Genomic DNA, 17,871 nt, shown 5'->3' with positions numbered 1-17,871 from the left:
GTTGAAAAGGCGCTCAGGGCGCGCCGCCGTCCTGCTCGGACAGCGCCGCGATCAGGTCGACGATGTCGTCCTCGAGCAGGCTCACGTGGTCGATGGCGGAAGAAAACGCCGCGCCCGGATCGTTGCGCCGGATGGCGTCCAGGATGGCGCCGTGCTCGCCGATGGTGGCGGTCATGCGCCCGGGCTGGAAGGTCACGTAGCGGCGGTACACGCGCACCCGCTTGCGCAGCGCGCGCGTCTGCTCGGCCAGGTAGTGCGTGTTGGAGGCCTCGTACAGCGCGTCGTGGAAGTCCTGGTTCACGTCGTAGAAACGCGAGTGGTCGCCCGAGGCCAGGATGCTGGTCAGCTCGTCGTGCAGCGCGCCCATGCGCGCCTTCTGCACTTCGGTGGCACGGCGCGCGGCGAACTTGGCGCACAGGCCTTCCATCACGGCCATCATCTGGAACATCTCGATGAGCATGGGCAGCGAGATGCGCGCCACGCACACGCCGCCCTGGCGGCTGCGCAGGTCGACCAGGCCCGTGGCGGCCAGCGCCTTCAGTGCCTCGCGCACCGGCGTGCGCGACACCTTGAAGCGCTCGGCCAGCTCGGCTTCGTCGAGCCGCGCGCCGGGCTTCATGACGCCGCTGACGATCAGGTCTTCCAGCGTGTCCTTCAGCTCGTCGGACAGCGTGGCGCCCTTGCCGCGCTGGCGCTCGCGTCCGCGCAGCATCGCGGGCTCCGCCATCTCGGGTTCGTTCGGTTCCATGGTCTTGCCTTCCTTGTTGTGTTTGTCTTTGTCGGTCTTCGATCGCGGGGCGCTGCGGCGAACCGGCGGGTCAGAACGGGCGGTCGCCCGCCACCGTGGTGCGGTGCATCACGCGGCGGTACACGTTGTCGTCGTACGGCGTGGCGCGGTGCATGGTGCAGCGGTTGTCCCACACCAGCAGATCGCCCGCGAGCCACTTGTGGCGGTAGCTGAACTCGGGCGAGATGGCGTGCGCATTCAGCTCGGCCAGCAGCGCGGTGCTTTCCTCGGCGGGAAGCCCGTCGATCTGCTTGACCACGTCCTCGCCCACGTAGAGCGACAGGCGGCCGGTCTCGGGGTGCGTGCGCACCAGCGGGTGCACCACGTCGGGCGTGGCGGCCAGCTGCTCGGGCGTGAGCGGGTTGCGGTCGGCAAACGCCTTGCCGTAGTAGTTGGCGTAGCTGTGCGTGGCCGTCATGGGGCGGATGCGCGCCTTCATGTCGTCGTCCAGCGCCTCGTAGGCGGCGTGCATCGAGGCGAAGAAGGTGTCGCCCTCCACCGGCGGCACTTCCAGCGCGTAGAGCAGCGCGCCCATCGAGGGCTCGGCCTTGTACGACAGGTCGGAGTGCCAATTCCAGCCCTCCTTGTGGTTGCCGATGGGCTTGCCGTTTTCCGACACGTTCGACAGCACGTACACCTCCGGGTGCTCCTTCTTCAGGAACTGGGTGAGCACATGGCCCAGCAGCGGGCCGAAGCGGCGCGAGAACGCCACGTGCTGCGATTCATTGATGCGTTGGCCGCGAAACAGCAGCACCGAGCGCTGGTTGAGCGTGTCGCGCAGCACGGCGAAGTCGTCGTCGCTCACCGGCTCGCGCAGGTCGATGCCTTTGACTTCGGTGCCGATGAAGGAGGTGAGGTTCTCGAGTTGCATGGTCGAAATGTGTCTCTGGGGGTGAAGATGAAAAGAGCGGCTGTCAGAGCCTGTAGTCGGGCTGCGTGCGCTCCAGCATGCGCAGGAACGCAGGCCATTCGCGCGTGCCGGGCGGCAGGATGTCGCCGGCGAATTCGGTGAACTGGCGCGCGGCCAGGTCGCTCACTTCGGGCTGCGGGTACACCAGCGATTCGCCGGGCGCCACGCCGCCCTGCGCAAGCAGCTGCACCTTGGCCGCCTTCTCGAAGTAGTACATGAGGATGAAGGCCTCCGGAATGGTGCGGCCCACGGTCAGGATGCCGTGGTTGCGCAAGACCAGGGTGTTGTGCGCTCCGAGGTCGCGCACCAGCCGCTCGCGCTCGCCGGTTTCCAGCGCCACGCCTTCGTAGTCGTGGAACGCGGTGTGGCCCTGGTAGCGCATTGCGAACTGGCTCAGCGGCGAAAGGCCGTTCGGCATGGCCGCGATGGCGGTGCCGGCGTCGGAGTGCGTGTGCAGCACGCACAGCGCGTCGGGCCGGCCCGCGTGAATGGCGCTGTGGATGACGAAGCCGGCCTGGTTGACCTCGGCCTCGGTGTCGTCGATCTTGTGGCCGTCGAGGTCGATCTTCACCAGCGACGAGGCCGTCACTTCCGAGAACAGCAACCCGTAGGGGTTGATCAGGAAGTGATGCGCCGGCCCCGGCACGCGTGCCGAGATGTGGTTGTAGATGAGGTCGTCCATGCCGAAGTGCGCCACCAGCCGGTAGCAGGCGGCCAGCTGCACGCGCAGCTCGGCTTCGGTGTCGGGATACGCCGCGGGATTCGTCTTTGCCATCAGCGCCACCACACCAGCTTCTGATCGATCCAGATCAGCAGGCCATAGAACACCATGCTCGCCAGCGACGCCACCAGCACCGCCGACCACACGCTCAGCAGGTCGACCTGCTGCGTCGACTCATAGATCATTCGCCCGAGCCCCGCATAGGCGCCCAGCATCTCGCCGACGATCGCGACGATCATGCTGCGCGGCACGCCGATGCGCAGGGCAGTGACCACCGAGGGCATGGCCACCGGCAGGCGCAGGCGCCAGACGATCTTCATGGGCCCTGCGCCGAAGCTGCGCATCAGGTTCACCGCCGCCAGGTCGGCCTGCTTCAGCCCGTGCAGCGCATTCACCAGCATGGTGAAGCCGACCGCCAGCGCCACCAGCGCGATCTTCGAGGCGGCGCCCAGGCCGAACCAGATCAGGAACAGCGGCGCATAGGCCACCGTGGGCACCGCGTTCACGGCCACCGCCAGCGGCATCACGATGCGCTCCAGCGGCGGTGCGAGCAGCAGCAGCACGGCCAGCAGCAAGCCCAGCACGCTGCCCAGCGCATAGCCGCCGAGTGCTTCGCCCAGCGTGGCCAGCAGCGCGGCCATCAGGCGGGCGGTGTCGGTAAAGGCGTGCTGCACGATCGCGCCCAGGCTGGGCAGCACGAACGGCGGAATCTTGAACAACAGGATCGCGCCCTCCCACACCACCAGCAGCACGACCACGCTCAGCACCACCGGCACCACGGGCGAATCTTTCAACTTTCGCTGCGCCACCATACGAGCCTCCTTTCCACGAAGGTGAGCAGCCCGTACAGCAGCGCACCCATCAGCCCGCAGGCAAACATCACCACCCACAGGCGCACCACGAGGTCGGCGTTCATCGCCTCCATGAGCATCACGCCCAGGCCCACGGTCTCGCCGAACCATTCGCCCACCACCGAACCGATGAGGCTCAGGCCGATGGCCACGCGCAGCCCCACCATGATCTGCGGCAGCGCCGAGGGCACGGCCAGCTTGAAGAACATCGTGAAGCGGTTGGCGCCGAAGCTGCGCATCAGCGCCATGCGCTGCGGGTCGCACGACTTCAGCCCGCGCAGCGTGTTCACCGTGACGGGGAAGAACGTGAGGAAGAACGCGGTCATCACCTTGGCCAGCAGCGAGTTGCCGAACCAGATGACGATGAGCGCACCGAAGGCCACCACCGGCACCGTCTGCGACACCACGAACAGCGGGAACACCGAGCGCTCCATCCAGCGCGAGTAAGTGAACACGGTGCCGCAGAGGCAGCCGAACACCGCCCCCATGGCAAAGCCCAGCACCGTTTCGAGCAGCGTGCGGCCGAAGCCGCGCGCCAGTTGCGGCCACACCGACCAGGCGTCCTGCGCGATGGCGCTGAGCGCCGGCAGGTAGCGCGGCGACGGCGCGAAGGCGTGCACGCACAGCTCCCACACCAGCGCCAGGCCCACGAAGGCCAGCACGGGCGAGCGCACGGCGCGCTGCAGGAGTGCGTTCACGAGGCTGTGCCCTCCTGCGCGAAGGTCTTCTGGCTTTCTTCCTCGATCTCGGCCAGCAGGCGCTGCTTGAGCCCGATGAACTCCGGCGTGAGCACCACCGACGGGTCGCGCGGACGCGGCAGGTCGATCACGGTTTCGCTCTTCACGGTGCCGGGGCGCGCGGTCATCACCAGCACCTTGTCGCCCATCAGGATGGCTTCGTCGATGTCGTGCGTGATGAAGAGCACCGTGCGGCGGTGGCGCGCCCACAGCTCCAGCAGCCAGTGCTGCATGCGGGTGCGGGTGAGCGCGTCCAGCGCGCCGAAGGGTTCGTCGAGCAGCATCAGGTCGCGCTCGAACAGGAAGGTGCGCATCAGCGCCACGCGCTGGCGCATGCCGCCCGACAGCTGGTGCGGGTAGTGGTTGGCGAAGCCGGCCAGGCCGAACTCCGGCAGCATGGCGCGGGCGCGTTCACGCGCCTCCTTGCGCGGCACGCCTTCCACCTCGAGCGCGAGGATGGCGTTGTCCAGCACGGTGCGCCACGGAAACAGCAGGTCGCGCTGCGGCATGAACGACACCTTGCCGAGCAGCTGGCCGTCGCGCTGCGGCGCGCCGCCGAACAGCAGCGAGCCATCGTCGTCGGGCGGCAGCAGGCCCGCGATCATGTTGAAGAGCGTCGACTTGCCGCAACCCGAGGGGCCCACGAGCGTGACGAACTCGCTCTTCGCGATCCGCAGGTTGACGCCCGACACCGCGACGGTCTGGGCCTGCGCCTCACCGAAGCGCTTCCACACGTTGACCAGTTCGAGCATGGGCGGCGCCGTGTCTGCCACGGCGGGCGGCATCACTTCGTGAGGCATGAATTTCATGACGTTGCGATACGGCTCAGAACTTCTTGTCGGCCGCAGGCACCTGCGTCCAGAAGCTGGCGTCGTAGGCCTTCGACAGGTCGGCCGGCGCCTTCAGCGCCTTGTAGCCCACGAGCTGCGTCTGCATCTTCTCGACGGTCGGCAGGTCGATGGCCAGGATGCCGTCGCTGCCGCCCTTGCCGGCCTTCACGAGCTTTTCGAACTCGTCGAGCATGGCTTCCTGGTGCGGGCGGTTCAGGCTGGGCGAGGCGGCCATGATGATGTCGATGGCCTCCTTCTTGTTCTGCAGCGCGTACTTCCAGCCCTTGACGGTGGCGTTCATGAAGGCCTGCACCTGCTGCGGCTTCTCGTTGCGGTACTTCTCGGACACCAGCACGGTGTCTTGCTGCACCACCACGCCGTAGTCGTCGGGCTTGATGAGCACCAGCTTGTCGCCCAGCCCCTGCTCCTTGAGCGTGTTGAGCTCGTTGTAGTAGGTGGCGGCGGCCACGTCGAACTGCTTCTCGACGAAGGGCGCCATGGATCCCGACTGCGGCACGATGGTCAGGTCGGTCTGCTTCACGCCGGCCGAGGCCAGCATCGAGTACAGCGTGTACTGCGTGCCGGTGAACCAGGTGGCCACCTTCTTGCCCGCGAAGTCCTGCACCTTGGTGATGCCGGAGTCCTTGTAGGTGACGTAGGTGAAGGGCGTCTTCTGCACGGTCACGCCGATGCACACCAGCGGCAGGCCCTTTTCGCGGGCGAGCAGCACGGTCTCGGTGCCGCCGGCCAGGCCGAAGGTGTCGTTGCCCGAGGCCACCAGCGTCTCGACGTTGAGGTTGGGGCCGCCGGGGTTGATCGTCAGGTCGAGGCCGGCCTGGTCGTAGAAGCCCTTGGCCTTTGCCACATAGAAGCCAGCGAACTGCGCCTGCGCCAGCCACTTCAGGCGCACGGACACCTTTTCAGCAGCGGACGCCGGCAGGGCCGACAGAAGGGCCATCGACGCAGCGACGACAGCCAGGAGACGCAAGGACTTGAAAGACATGTTGAAAGCCTCTTGAATACAAAAAACTATTTAAGCAGTATCCATGCCATGCGATTTGAGTGTGTTTTGCGCCGCAAGACGGCGAAATTGGCCCGGAACATGCACCGGAGTGCAGCTCCTGCCCCAATTCGAGCCCTCATGAACCGAATCCATGCGCTGACCGATCTCTCCGCGCGACAGGCCGCCGAGCAGATGTCCCGCGGCGACCTGCGTGCCACCGACTACGCCCGGGCGCTGCTGGAACGCGCCGAGGCCACCGTGTCTTTCGGCGCCCTGCTGCACGTCGAACCCGACGCGCTGCTGGCGTCCGCCGCGTCACTGGATGCAGGGCCGCGCCCCGCGCCCGGCACCCTGCCCCTGCATGGCGTGCCGCTGGCCTTCAAGGACAACATCGACGTGGCCGGCATGCCCACCACCGCCGGCAGCCCCTGGATGGCCGGCCACCGCCCGCGCGTCCATGCCGGAGTGAGCCGGCGACTGCTCGACGCGGGCGCGCTCGTGCTCGGCAAGACGAACCTGCACGAGTGGTCGCAGGGCGTCACCGGCCACAACCATGGCTTCGGACCCTCGCGCAACCCCTTCGACCCGGCGCGCGTCACGGGCGGCTCCAGCGGCGGCAACGCGGCGCTGCTGGCCCTGCGCGCCGCGCCGGCCGCCATCGGCACCGACACGGGCGGCTCGGTGCGCGTACCGGCCGCGCATTGCGGCCTTGTGGGCTTCCGCCCGACCGTGTACCGCTGGCCGGACGAAGGCCTGGTGCCGATCTCGCCGACCTTCGACACCGCCGGCGTGATGGCGCGCTGCGTGGACGACTGCGTGCTGGTCGACCACGCCGTGGCCGGCGGTCCGCTGCGGATTGCTCCCGCACCGCTGGCGGGGGTGCGCCTGGGCGTGCCCGAGGCCTACTTCTGGCAAGACGTCGATCCGCCCGTGGCCAGCCTGGCCCGCGAAAGCCTCGAGCGCCTGCGCGCCGCGGGCGCGGTGCTGGTGCCGTGCAACCTGGCCGAAGCCGGTGCGCTGTTCCAGGAAGGATCGATGTCGATCTCGCTGTACGAGATTCTTCCCGCGCTGGCCGCCTACTTCGCGCGCCACGACCGCCCCTTCGACGCCCGCGCGCTCACCGACGCCGTGGCGAGCCCCGACGTGCGCCCGCTGTTCGAGCGCCTGTTCGGCGACACCGCCGTCACGCCCGAGGCCTACGCCCACGCGCTGCACACCCTGCGCCCGCGCATGCAGGCCGCCTACCGCGAATGCTTCGCCCGGCACGACCTGGCGGCGCTGGTGTTCCCGACCAGCCCGCTGACCGCGGCGCGCATCGGCGAGGACGTGGAAGTCACGCTGTGCGGCCGCCCGGCCTCCGCGTTCTCGGCCTACATCCGCAACACCGGCCCGGCCGGCATGGCGGGGCTTCCGGCCCTGAGCCTGCCGATGGGAATGAGCTTCGACGGCCTGCCCGCCGGCCTGGAGCTGACCGGCGCGGCAGGCGACGACACGGCCCTGCTCGCGCTGGCCCTGGGTGTCGAGGCCGTGCTGCCGCCGGCCCCCGTGGCCGCTGTTGTGCACAAGTTGGCAAATCGCTGAAACGGGCGTCGCCAAAACACTACGTGGCTTGGCGTAACAAGCCTTCACGGGGAGAGGTGGGATCGGCGATGCTCAGGGCATGCCCATCGCAACTCCGGCAAGTTCACGACCGCCCCGGCGCTCCGGCTGGCGCACTGCCGCGCTGATCTACACGGTCACCGGCGTGGTGTGCATCCTGGCCATGGCCGTCGCGCCCGACAGCGAAGTCGGCATGCTCGCCGCCATCGCGGGCGGCCTGCCGTGGTCGCTGAGCCTGCTCACGCTGGGCCTGTCGCCGGGCGTGGCCAGCACCGCGCTCGTGATGCTGGCCGCGAGCTGGGCGATCAATGCCGCGCTGCTGTGGTGGCTGGCGCTGCGGCGCCCCCGACGCCCGCGGCACCATGCGCCGTCGCACCTGGCGTAGCGCCGGCTTCTTCCAGCCCCAGGTACGCGCGCCGCAACTCCGGCCGCGCCATCAGTTCCTCCGGTCGGCCCAGCGCGACGATGCGCCCCTCCTCCAGCACCGCGGCACGTTCGGCCACGTCCAGCGCCATGCCCACGTTCTGCTCCACCAGCAGCACCGCGATGCCCTCGGCATGGATGCGCCGGATGGCGGTGAACATGTCGAGCACCACGCTCGGCGCCAGGCCCAGCGAGGGCTCGTCGAGCAGCAGCAGCTTGGGACGCGCCATCAGCGCACGGCCGATGGCCACCATCTGCTGCTGGCCGCCCGACAGCGAGCCGGCCGGCTGCGCCAGCTTTTCCTTCAGCACAGGGAACAGCGTGCACACATGCTCCATCGAGCGTGCGCGCTCCAGGCGCGCCGCGCGCAGGTAGCTGCCCAGCTCCAGGTTCTCGCGCACCGTCATCTCGGTGAACAGGCGCCGCCCCTCGGGCACCAGCGCAATGCCCTGCGCGCAGAAGCGGTGCGGCGCCAGGCGCGAGATGTCCTGCCCCTCGAAGCGCATGCGCCCCGCGCTGATGCGGTGCAGCCCGGCCACCGCGTTGATGAGCGTGCTCTTGCCCGCGCTGTTGGGCCCGACGATGCACAGCAGCTCGCCCTTGCCGATGGACAGCGACACGTCCCACAGCGCGGTCGCCTGCCCGTAGGCGACGCGGATGGCTTCGAGTTCAAGCATGGGCCAGCTCCCTTTCGATGCCCGTGGCGGGCGGTGCGCTCGCCGGTGTGGCGGGGTCGGGCGCCATCGCCTGCCCCAGGTAGGCCGACACCACCTCGGGGCGCTGCATCACGTCGTGCGGCGCGCCTTCGGCCAGCACCTCGCCGCGGTTGAACACCACGATGCGGTCGCACAGTGCCATCACCGCGCGCATCACGTGCTCGACGAAGACGATGGTCGCGCCCTGGTCGCGAATGCGGCGAATGAGCGCCACGGCCTCGTCGATTTCCGACGGCGTGAGGCCCGACAGCACCTCGTCGAGCATCAGCACCTGCGGGCGCGAGGCCAGTGCGCGCGCGAACTCCAGGAACTTGCGCTGGTGCAGGTTCAGCTCGGCCGGCAAGGCGTGCGCGCGCTCGGTGAGGCCGGTGAAGGCCAGCCACTGCCATGCCTCGGCCTCGGCCGTCTGGCGGTCGAGCGCGGCCGCGCCGAACATCGCGGGCAGCGCCACGTTTTCCAGCACCGTGAGGTGCGCGAAGGGCCGCGGGATCTGGTACGTGCGCGCGATGCCACCCTGGGCGATGCGGTGCGCCGGCACGCCCGAGATGCGCCGCCCCTCGAACTCGATGAGCCCGGACGTCACCGCATAGTGGCCGCTCGCGACATTGATGAAGGTCGACTTGCCCGAGCCATTGGGCCCGAGCAGCCCGAGGATCTCGCCGCGACGCACCTCCAGGCTCACGCCGCGCAGCGCGTGCACGCCCTTGAAGGACTTGCGCACGCCTTGCGCACGCAGCAGCACCTCGCCGTCGGCAACGGCGGGCTTCTTCGCTTCGGCGGCAACGGGCGCAAGGGCCGGCGCCGCCGAAGCGGCCGGCGCACCCCGCCTTGCGCTCCACCACTTCAGCACCTGCCCCAGCAACCCTTGCGGCATGAACAGGATCACCACGATCAGCACCAGCCCCGTCAGGCCCTTGCCGATGATGGCGCTGTCGCCGCCCGTGAAGGCATAGAGCAGCAGCGTGATCGCCGTCGCGCCGACGATGGGCCCGGCCCAGTGCCGCGTGCCGCCGAGCACCGCCATCAGCACCACCGTGAGCGGCATCGCGATGGTGAAGGTGTCGCCCGTGGTCACGTACGAGATGAACAGCGCATGCACCCCGCCCACCACGCCCGCCAGCCCGCACGACAGCGCGAAGGCGCCGAGCTTGTAGCGGTAGGTGGGCACGCCCATCACCTCGGCCACGTCCTCGTCGTCATGGATGGCGAACAGGCCCGTGCCGAAGCGCGAGTGGTACACGGCCAGCGCGGCCAGCACCGTGACCACCGCCACGCCCAGGGCCAGCAGGTAGAAGGTACCCGAGGCGGTCGGCCCGAGCTGCGGCACCGCCACCGCGCTCATGGACACGCCCGGTCCGCCGTCGATGGGCGTGTTCAGGATGATGGTCGCCACCACGAAGGTGGCGGCCAGCGTGAGCAGCGAGAACAGTTCGGCGCGCACCGCCTGCACGCGGAAGGCCACCGCGCCCAGCAGCGTGCCCACCAGCGCGGCCACCACGGCGGCGGCCGGCAGCGTCCAGAGAAAGGGAACGTCGAAGCGTGTCGCCAGCGTGGCCGTGGTGTACATGCCGATGCCGAAGAACGCGCCGTGCCCGAACGAGAAGTACCCCGAGTAGCCCGACAGCAGGTTCCACGAGGTGGCCAGCGCCACCCAGTGCAGCACCAGGTAGAGAATGGATTCGTAGAACGCCGGCAGCCCGAGCCACGGCACCACGGCCAGCCCCGCGCCGGCCGCAAGAATCAGCAGGAACGAGCGCTTCATGCCACCCTCCCCGGCCGCACCAGCAGCACGAACATCAGCAGCGAGAACGACACCAGCGGTGCCCACGAGGGTGCGGTCACGGTCATGGTCACGGCCTCGGTCACGCCGATGATGCAGCCCGCAATCAGCGGCCCGAGCGGGCGGCCCAGGCCGCCCAGCATCACGGCCGCGAACACCACGCCGATCCATGCATAGATCTGCGAGGGCGACAGCGTGTACGCCAACGCAATGCACACGCCCGCCACGCCGGCCAGCGCCGCGTTCAGGCCCGAGAGCATGAGCGCCAGCGCGTGCTGGTTCACGCCGAAGGCCGCGGCAATGGGCGCGTCTTCGGCCGCCGCGCGCATCGCCTTGCCCAGGTCGGTGCGGCGCAGCGCGAGCCACACCGCCAGCGAGATGCCCACGCCCAGGCCCAGCGTGATGAGTTCGGGCACCGGCAGGTACAGCGTGCCGATCTGCAGCTTGTGCTCCGCGTAGCTCGACTCCAGCTTGCGGTAGTCGGCCGTCCAGGTCCACTGCAGCAGCGCCTCGATGATCACGGTGATGCCGAAGGTGACCAGCAGCGAGTTGAAAGGGCTCACCCGAAAGCGCGTGAGCACCCAGTGCAGCGCCACGCCCAGCACGAAGAACAGCGGCACGATGACCACCAGCGTGAGCAGCGGATCGACGCCGCGGTGGCTCGACAGTTCGTACGTGAGGTAGGCGCCCAGGAAGGCGAGCGCGAAGTGCGCCAGGTTGATCTGCCGCAGCATGCCCCACGACAGGCTGAGGCCGAGCCCCAGCAGGCCGTAGAGCGCCCCGGTGAACAGGCCCGCCAGGATGGACTGGGCCAGCAGCGTGGCACTGGGAAAGCTCATCAGCCTGTCACTCCGCGCGTCTGCAGCTTCGCGCCGGGGGCGGCCCACTCCTTGGGCCACACCACCACCCACTTGCCGTTCTGCACCTGCTTCACCTTGCCGAGGTCGTCGCCGAAGTTGCCGCGCTCGTTGAAGCGCAGCTTGCCCTGGATGGTGTCGACCTTGTTGGCGCGCAGCCAGGTGGCCATGGCCTTGTCGTCCAGGCCCTGCGTCGCGACCACGGCGGCCTCGATGATCTGCCAGGCCGAGAACGACGCGGCCGCCTGCGTCTCCACCGCCGTGTCGGGCATGGCGGCCTTGGCCGCGCGCTCGCGGTAGAGCTTCACGAACGCGGCGGCCGTCGGGTTGTCGGTGAAGGGCGGATGGTCTTCGAAGATGGTGGTGGCCAGCGCGCCGTTGGCCTCGGGCGCCTTGAGCATCGGCGCGGGCGCGGGCACGTGATAGAAGTGATGCAGCGGCGCGTAGTCGATCTTCTTCATCGCATCGAGCAACTGGTTGCCTTCGAGGCCGATGGCGCCGTTCCAGATGAAGTCGGGGTTGGCCTCCTTCAGCCGGCCCGCAATGGGGCCGAAGTCGCGGTTGCCGAAGTCCCACTCCAGGAACAGCACTTCCTTCAGCCCGCGCTGCCGGGCCACCTCGCGCGCGCCCAGCGCCACGAAGTGCACCGAGGGGAACTTGCTGGTGACGATGGCGACGGTCTTCGGCGGCTTGGGCGACGTGGCCAGCGCGTCGAACACCATGGCGGGCATCGTCTTCTCGGGGTCGGGGCCGAGCGACCATGCCGGAAACTGCTGGTCGTACTTGGCTAGGCTGGGAATGCCGAAGGTGTGGTGCACCAACGTCTTGTTGTAGCGCTGGGCCACGCCCATGGCCGAGAGGATGGCGCCCGTGGCATACGGGCCGATGAGCAGGTCGACCTTGTCGGCCGTCACCAGTTGCTCGTACAGCGTGCGCGCGAGGTCGGGCTTGGACTGGTCGTCCTTCAGCACCCACTCCACCGGCCGGCCCAGCAGGCCGCCGCGCTGGTTGAGCGACTCCACGTAGATCTCGCCCGTGAGCTTGTGCACCAGGCCCGTGGCCGACAGCGGCCCGGTGAGCGCCAGCGTGCCGCCCACGCGAATGGGCTTGCCCGCGGGCTGCTGCGCGGCGACGCTGCCGCTGAAGAGCGCGCCGGTGCCCAGGGCACCGACAGCTGCGACGAAGGAACGACGATCGATGCTCATTTTTTTGTCTCCGGAATAGTTGTTGTTTGCGCGGCGTGGAAACAGCCGCGCGTCAGTCGCCGTCGACGACCGGGTTGGAGAGCAGGCCCACGCCTTCGATCTCCACCTCGCACACATCGCCCGCCTTCATGAACACCTGCGGCTTGCGCGCCAGGCCCACGCCCGAGGGGGTGCCGGCGATGATGATGTCGCCCGGCTGCAGCGCGAAGGGCTCGGAGCACACCGACACCAGCGTGGCCACGTCGAAGATCATGTCGCGCGTGTTGGCGTCCTGCAGCACGGTTCCGTTCAGGCGCGTCTGCAGCTTCAGGCCGGCGGCGCCCGCGGGCAGCTCGTCGGCGGTGACGAACTCGGGGCCGAAGGAGCCCGAGCGGTCGAAGTTCTTGCCCATCATCCATTGCGCGGACTTGAACTGGTAGTCGCGGATGGAGCCGTCGTTGAACACCGAGTAGCCCGCCACGTGGTTCAGCGCGTCGCCCTTCTTGATGTAGCGCCCGGCCTTGCCGATGACCACCAGCAGTTCGCCTTCGTAGTCGAACTGCGTGGACACGTGCGGCCGAACGATCGGCTGGTTGTGGCCCACCCACGACGACGGAAAGCGATGGAACAGCACCGGATAGGTCGGCGGGTCGAACTTGCTTTCGGCGGCGTGGTCGATGTAGTTGAGGCCCACCGCAATGGCCTTGGAAGGCGACTGCACCGGCGCCAGCCAGTCGATGTCGGACAGCGGCAGGCGCGTGCGCGCGGCGTCGCCGGCCTTCTTCGCGGCGGCCATGGCCTCGGGGCCGCCACGCAGCAGTTCGTCCAGCATGGCGGGCAGGCCTTCGGCCGTGAGGTTGACGACTTCCTTGTCGAGGCGCAGGCCGAGGGCCGGCTTGCCGTGGTGGTTGAAGGCGAGAAGACGCATGGAAATTCCTTGTCAGGCGGGGTTGTTCGAATGAAAAAAAGAAACGGTGGCCAGCGTGCTCAGGCCGTGGGCGCCTCGACCTCGTAGTTGGTCACGAAGTCCTCGGGCACCTTGGGGCCCCAGGCGTAGAAGGAGTCTTCGGGCGGGTGGTCGGCGTGGGGCCAGTCGAAGTCGCCGGGCACGAAGTCCATGTCGCAGGAGTACTCCGAATAGCTGCCCCAGGGGTCGCGCACGTAGTGGAAGTAATTCGAGCCGAGCACGTGCCGCCCCACGCCCCAGCCGCGCACGTGGCCGGCGGCGTACATCTGCTCCATGCCGCGCCCGACCTCGTCGATGTTGGCGACGTCCCAGCTCAGGTGGTGCAGGCCCGGCCCGTTCGAATGCGCCATGGCGATCAGGTGATGGTCGCTGCCGTGCGCGCCGTGCATGAAGACGATGAGGTCGCCCGAGCGGTCGGTCACGCGCAGGCCCAGGGCCTCCTCGAAGAAGCGCACCGCTTCGGGCACCTTGGCGCTGAACAGCAGGATGTGCGAGAGCCGGCGCGGACGCACTTTGGGAATGCGCGCACGGTTCGGCGACGCCCCGGTGCCGACCGGCGGGCGCGGCGCCACCACGGGCTCGCTGCCGGCGTCGGGCGCGCTCTTGGCGGCCACGACCAGCTGCACCGCATAGCCCTCCGGATGCAGCACCCACAGGCCGCGGTCGTCGCCCAGCGCATGCGGCGAGCAGCGCGGCGCGCCCAACCGCTCGATGCGCGCGGCAATGGCGTCGAAGTCTTCCGCGAAGCAGGCAAAGCGCAGGTACTGCAGCTTCTTCACGCCACTCGCCTGGAAGAGCGAACCCCAGGCATGGGGATGGCCGGCCGTGTACAGGTCGAGCCGGCCGCCCTCTCGCCTGGGCTCCAGCCCGAAGGCCTCGTAGAAGCGCGCGGCTTCGTCGAGGTCGGGCACGGTGAAGACGAAGGCATCGAGCGAATGAACGCCGTGCAGCGCCGCGCGGTGCGGGCTTTTCTGGGTGCGAAGCTGGATCTCGGCCATGGGTGGTGTCTCCGTTCGGCTGTCCATGTTGGGACAAACAATATATTATTTTGTTGTTAGTCTATTGTTTGGCTGTTTATCCATCATTAGGGTTAACAAGTAACATCAACCGTTTTTCGCGGTGTGACGGGAGTGCAATGAACGAGAAAACGAAGGGCCTGGGCCAGACGCGCCAGGTCTTTGCCGAGCTGCGCACGGCCATCGTGGGCGGGCGGCTGCTGCCGGGCTCCAAGCTCAACATCGCCGCGCTCGCCGAGGAGCTGGACGTGAGCGCGGGCGCGGTGCGCGAAGGGCTGGCCATGCTGGAGGCCGAGGCGCTGGTGGTGTCGGAGCCCGCGCGCGGCTACCGGGTGAGCCCGATTTCGCCCGAGGACCTCGAAGAGCTGGTGAACGCGCGCATCGAGATCGAGAAGCTCTGCCTGGCCGAAGCCATCCGCCACGGCGACCTGGGCTGGGAAGGCAGCGTGGTGTCGGCGCACCACCGCCTGTCGCGGCAGGCCGAGCGCGACGCGGCCATGCCCACTGTGCTGAGCGCCGAATGGACCAGCAGCCACGCCGACTTTCACAACGCGCTGGTTTCGGGCTGCCCGAACAGCTGGCTGCTGCGCATGCACCAGATGCTGTACCAGCAGAGCGAGCGCTACCGGCAGTTGTCGGCGCCGCTGGGCAAGGAATCGCGCGACGTGGGCGCCGAACACCAGGCGCTGCTCGACGCGGTGCTCAACCGCGACATCCAGGCCGCGCAGGCGCTGATGGGCGAGCACCTGCAGACGACCGGGCGGCTGCTGATGGCCGCGCTGAAGGCGAGCCCGCCCGCCGACCGGTAGGCTGCGCCACGCCGGCTCGTCACGGGCTCGGCACCGTGGTGCGGCCATTTGGGAAACTACGAGGCATCGCACCGAACGTTCGATGCGATCATTTCGCAACGTATCCCGGCCTGCACCGCAGGCTCACTCTCTTCCCACAAAGGCTTTTCCTCGATGTTCCAGGACCTGCAAGTCAACGCGCCCCTGATCGGCGTTCCCGGCGGCCGCCATCTGCTCGACACACCCGCACTGCTGGTCGACCTGCCCGCCATGACGCGCAACATCGAACGCATGGCCGCCTTCGCCAAGGCACGCGGCGTCAACCTGCGCCCGCACGTGAAGACGCACAAGTCGGTCGAGATCGCGCGCCGCCAGGTGGCGGCCGGCGCCGTCGGCGTGAGCTGCGTCACGCTGGGCGAGGCGGAGGTGATGGTCGAGGGCGGCATTCCGGGCGTACTGATCACCTCGCCGGCCGTCACGCCGAGCAAGATCGCGCGGCTCATCAAGCTGGCGCAGCGCGCGCGTCCCGGCGACGTGATGGTGGTGGTCGACAACCCGCGCAACCTGGCCGACCTGGCCCAGGCCGCAAGCGGCCTCACGCACCCGCTGGACGTGCTGGTGGACTACGGCGCCGGCTACAACCGCACCGGCGCCGCCACGCAGGCGAAGGTGCTCGAACTCGCGGCGCTGGTGGCCGCCGAACCGCGCCTGCGGCTGCGCGGGCTGCAGTCGTATGCCGGCAACCTTCAGCACATCGTGGCGCGCGCCGAGCGCAGCGCCGCGGCCGCCGGCCTGCGCGAGACCGTGGCCGGCATCGTCGCGGCGGCCAGGCGCCAGGGCCTGCAATTCGAGATCGTGACCGGTGCGGGCACCGGCACGCACGACCTCGATTCGCAGGAGAACGCATTCACCGAACTGCAGGCCGGCTCCTATGTGTTCATGGACGCCGAATACACGCAGGTGCTCGCCGGCGCCGGGCAGGCCTCGCCCTTCGAGGTGTCGCTGTTCGTGCAGGCGGCGGTGGTCAGCACCAACGCGCCCGACTGGGTCACGGTCGACGCGGGCACCAAGTGCTTCTCGACCGACAGCGGCGCGCCGCTGGTGGCGCGGGGCGTGGATGCATCGACCCGCTATGCCTTCTTCGGCGACGAGCACGGCAAGCTGATGGTGACGGCAGGCGCGCGACCCGCGCTGGGCGCGCGCGTGGAGTTCGTCACGCCGCACTGCGACCCGACGGTGAACCTGCACGACACGTACCACGTGGTCGATGGCGGCACGCTGGTGGGCATCTGGCCGGTGGACGCGCGCGGCAAACGCTAGTCATCGCGCACGGCATAAGAAAGCGCGAAAAGCGTATTTCACAAATGCCGCGGTGCGGGGGACAGTCGCACGCCTGTCTCCTCTCTTTCCGGGCGTGCGTCATTGCCGCCCCGCCCCCATGGAATCCATCCAAGAAACGACGCGCCCCGCAGCGCACGTCGCCGGCGCGCACGCGCCCGGCTCGCAAAAACTCGCCGAGCGCTTCCGCCCCGTCTTCCAGCGCATCGCCGAGGGCGCGGCGCAACGCGAAATCGATCGCGAGCTGGCCTACGAGCCCGTGGCCTGGCTCAATGCCGAGCGCTTCGGCGCGCTGCGCGTGCCGCTGGAGCACGGCGGCATCGGCGCGTCGGTCGAGCAGCTGTACGACCTGCTGATCGAGCTCGGCGAGGCCGACTCCAACCTGCCGCAGATCCTGCGCGCGCACTTCGGCTTCATCGAGCGGTTGCTGGCGGAAATCGACCCCGCCCTGCATGGCCCTTGGATGCGCCTGGCCGCCGAGGGCGTGGTGTTCGGCAACGCCACCACGGAGCTCGGCGACGGCGCCATCGGCACCATGCAGACCACGCTCAAGCGCGAAGGCGACGCGTGGCTGCTCGAGGGCGACAAGTACTACAGCACCGGCACGCTGTACGCCGACTGGATCGCGGTGTCGGCCCAGCGGCTGAACGCCGACGGCAGCAGCGACCGCGTGATTGCGCTGGTGCCGGCCGAGGCACCGGGCGTGGAGCGCGTGGACGACTGGCGCGGCTTCGGCCAGCGGCTGACGGCCTCGGGCACCACGCGCTTTCGCAACGTGCGCGTGAAGCCCGAGAACGTGCTGCTCTACGTGCGCGACCAGCCCACGCCGATGACCGCGCATTTCCAGCTCACGCACCTGGCCACGCTGGCGGGCATTGCGCGCGCCATCGTGCGCGACGCGGTGGCCTTCGTGCAGCCGCGCAAGCGCATCTACACCCACGGCAGCGGCAGCACGCCGCGCGAAGATCCGCTGGTGCAGCAGGTCATCGGGCAGCTCGCCAGCACGGCGTTCATTGCGGCGTCCACCGTGCAGGCGGTGGCGCGCGGGCTCGGCGAGATCGACCGCTACCGCGCGCGCGGCGAGACGGTTCCGGAAAGCCTGTTGTTCGAAGTGGAACTGAACACGGCCAAGGCGCAGGCCGGCATCGTCGATGCGGTGCTGCAGGCGGGCACGCGGCTGTTCGACATCGGCGGCGCCTCGGCGCTGCAGGAAGACCGGCGGCTCGACCGGCACTGGCGCAATGCGCGCACGCTGGCCTCGCACAACCCGACCATCTACAAGGGCCGCGTGGTGGGCGACCACCTCCTGAACGGCGCAAGGCCGACCTTCTACTGGGCGGTGGGCGCGATCGCGTCCTGAAGCG

At 69.0% G+C, this 17,871-nt stretch carries 18 protein-coding genes; 5 read left to right on the top strand and 13 right to left on the bottom strand.

Going from position 1 to position 17,871, the window contains the following annotated elements; translation table 11 throughout:
- Positions 1–13: 13 nt before the first annotated feature.
- From AC0IYU_RS07755 to AC0IYU_RS07725, 7 genes are all read right to left on the bottom strand, one after another.
- On the bottom strand, positions 14–748 hold the full coding sequence (locus AC0IYU_RS07755) for a GntR family transcriptional regulator (RefSeq protein ID WP_435483970.1): 735 nt from the start codon (positions 746–748) through the stop codon (positions 14–16).
- 70 nt (positions 749–818) lie between these two features.
- On the bottom strand, positions 819–1,658 hold the full coding sequence (locus AC0IYU_RS07750; RefSeq protein ID WP_472114858.1) for a TauD/TfdA dioxygenase family protein: 840 nt from the start codon (positions 1,656–1,658) through the stop codon (positions 819–821).
- Between the two features lie 43 nt (positions 1,659–1,701).
- Positions 1,702–2,472 carry a class II aldolase/adducin family protein gene (locus tag AC0IYU_RS07745; protein WP_472114855.1) on the bottom strand — a complete coding sequence of 257 codons (771 nt, stop codon included), beginning with the start codon at positions 2,470–2,472 and terminating at the stop codon, positions 1,702–1,704.
- On the bottom strand, positions 2,472–3,212 hold the full coding sequence (locus AC0IYU_RS07740) for an ABC transporter permease (RefSeq protein ID WP_435483973.1): 741 nt from the start codon (positions 3,210–3,212) through the stop codon (positions 2,472–2,474). Before AC0IYU_RS07740 ends, AC0IYU_RS07745 begins: the two co-directional genes overlap by 1 nt.
- Positions 3,209–3,967 (bottom strand): ABC transporter permease, encoded by a 759-nt coding sequence (locus AC0IYU_RS07735; RefSeq protein WP_435483974.1) that lies wholly within the window; start codon positions 3,965–3,967, stop codon positions 3,209–3,211. The genes AC0IYU_RS07740 and AC0IYU_RS07735 overlap by 4 nt, the downstream gene beginning before the upstream one ends.
- Complete coding sequence (locus tag AC0IYU_RS07730; RefSeq protein WP_472114852.1) at positions 3,964–4,815, bottom strand: ABC transporter ATP-binding protein; 852 nt, start codon at positions 4,813–4,815, stop codon at positions 3,964–3,966. Before AC0IYU_RS07730 ends, AC0IYU_RS07735 begins: the two co-directional genes overlap by 4 nt.
- Positions 4,816–4,831: 16 nt before the next feature.
- Positions 4,832–5,839, bottom strand: coding sequence for an ABC transporter substrate-binding protein (locus AC0IYU_RS07725; protein WP_472114849.1), 1,008 nt, complete (start codon positions 5,837–5,839; stop codon positions 4,832–4,834).
- A 138-nt stretch (positions 5,840–5,977) separates the two neighbouring features.
- Between AC0IYU_RS07725 and AC0IYU_RS07720 the strand changes: the two genes are divergently transcribed.
- A complete protein-coding gene (locus tag AC0IYU_RS07720; RefSeq protein ID WP_472114846.1) occupies positions 5,978–7,420 on the top strand; it encodes an amidase family protein in 1,443 nt (480 codons plus the stop codon).
- A gap of 79 nt (positions 7,421–7,499) precedes the next feature.
- Complete coding sequence (locus tag AC0IYU_RS07715; RefSeq protein WP_472114843.1) at positions 7,500–7,823, top strand: hypothetical protein; 324 nt, start codon at positions 7,500–7,502, stop codon at positions 7,821–7,823.
- Here the strand turns inward: AC0IYU_RS07715 and AC0IYU_RS07710 are convergent.
- The 6 genes from AC0IYU_RS07710 to AC0IYU_RS07685 are packed head-to-tail and all read right to left on the bottom strand — an operon-like array spanning position 7,744 to position 14,363.
- Positions 7,744–8,538, bottom strand: a complete 795-nt coding sequence (locus AC0IYU_RS07710; protein WP_472114840.1) for an ABC transporter ATP-binding protein — start codon at positions 8,536–8,538, stop codon at positions 7,744–7,746. The two genes, AC0IYU_RS07715 and AC0IYU_RS07710, sit on opposite strands and share 80 nt — an antisense overlap.
- Entirely contained in the window at positions 8,531–10,339 is a 1,809-nt protein-coding gene (locus AC0IYU_RS07705) for a branched-chain amino acid ABC transporter ATP-binding protein/permease (protein WP_472114837.1), read from the bottom strand. The genes AC0IYU_RS07710 and AC0IYU_RS07705 overlap by 8 nt, the downstream gene beginning before the upstream one ends.
- Positions 10,336–11,196: a branched-chain amino acid ABC transporter permease gene (locus tag AC0IYU_RS07700; protein ID WP_435438664.1), complete on the bottom strand. Its 861-nt coding sequence runs from the start codon at positions 11,194–11,196 to the stop codon at positions 10,336–10,338. Before AC0IYU_RS07700 ends, AC0IYU_RS07705 begins: the two co-directional genes overlap by 4 nt.
- On the bottom strand, positions 11,196–12,419 hold the full coding sequence (locus tag AC0IYU_RS07695; RefSeq protein ID WP_472114834.1) for an amino acid ABC transporter substrate-binding protein: 1,224 nt from the start codon (positions 12,417–12,419) through the stop codon (positions 11,196–11,198). The genes AC0IYU_RS07700 and AC0IYU_RS07695 overlap by 1 nt, the downstream gene beginning before the upstream one ends.
- A gap of 52 nt (positions 12,420–12,471) precedes the next feature.
- Entirely contained in the window at positions 12,472–13,326 is an 855-nt protein-coding gene (locus AC0IYU_RS07690; RefSeq protein ID WP_472114832.1) for a fumarylacetoacetate hydrolase family protein, read from the bottom strand.
- 59 nt (positions 13,327–13,385) lie between these two features.
- Positions 13,386–14,363 carry a VOC family protein gene (locus AC0IYU_RS07685; RefSeq protein WP_472114829.1) on the bottom strand — a complete coding sequence of 326 codons (978 nt, stop codon included), beginning with the start codon at positions 14,361–14,363 and terminating at the stop codon, positions 13,386–13,388.
- A 137-nt stretch (positions 14,364–14,500) separates the two neighbouring features.
- Here AC0IYU_RS07685 and AC0IYU_RS07680 point away from each other — a divergent pair, with 137 nt between their 5' ends.
- The 3 genes from AC0IYU_RS07680 (at position 14,501) to AC0IYU_RS07670 (ending at position 17,867) form a co-directional block, all read left to right on the top strand.
- Positions 14,501–15,190, top strand: a complete 690-nt coding sequence (locus tag AC0IYU_RS07680; RefSeq protein WP_472114826.1) for a GntR family transcriptional regulator — start codon at positions 14,501–14,503, stop codon at positions 15,188–15,190.
- Between the two features lie 153 nt (positions 15,191–15,343).
- The gene (locus tag AC0IYU_RS07675; protein ID WP_472114823.1) at positions 15,344–16,489 is read left to right on the top strand and encodes a DSD1 family PLP-dependent enzyme; all 1,146 of its coding nucleotides are present in this window, start codon (positions 15,344–15,346) and stop codon (positions 16,487–16,489) included.
- A 118-nt stretch (positions 16,490–16,607) separates the two neighbouring features.
- Complete coding sequence (locus AC0IYU_RS07670; RefSeq protein ID WP_472114820.1) at positions 16,608–17,867, top strand: acyl-CoA dehydrogenase family protein; 1,260 nt, start codon at positions 16,608–16,610, stop codon at positions 17,865–17,867.
- The last annotated feature ends 4 nt before the right edge of the window (positions 17,868–17,871 follow it).

This window comes from Variovorax sp. AC103, from assembly GCF_979254005.1.
This window is presented reverse-complemented; position numbering and strand designations above follow the sequence as displayed.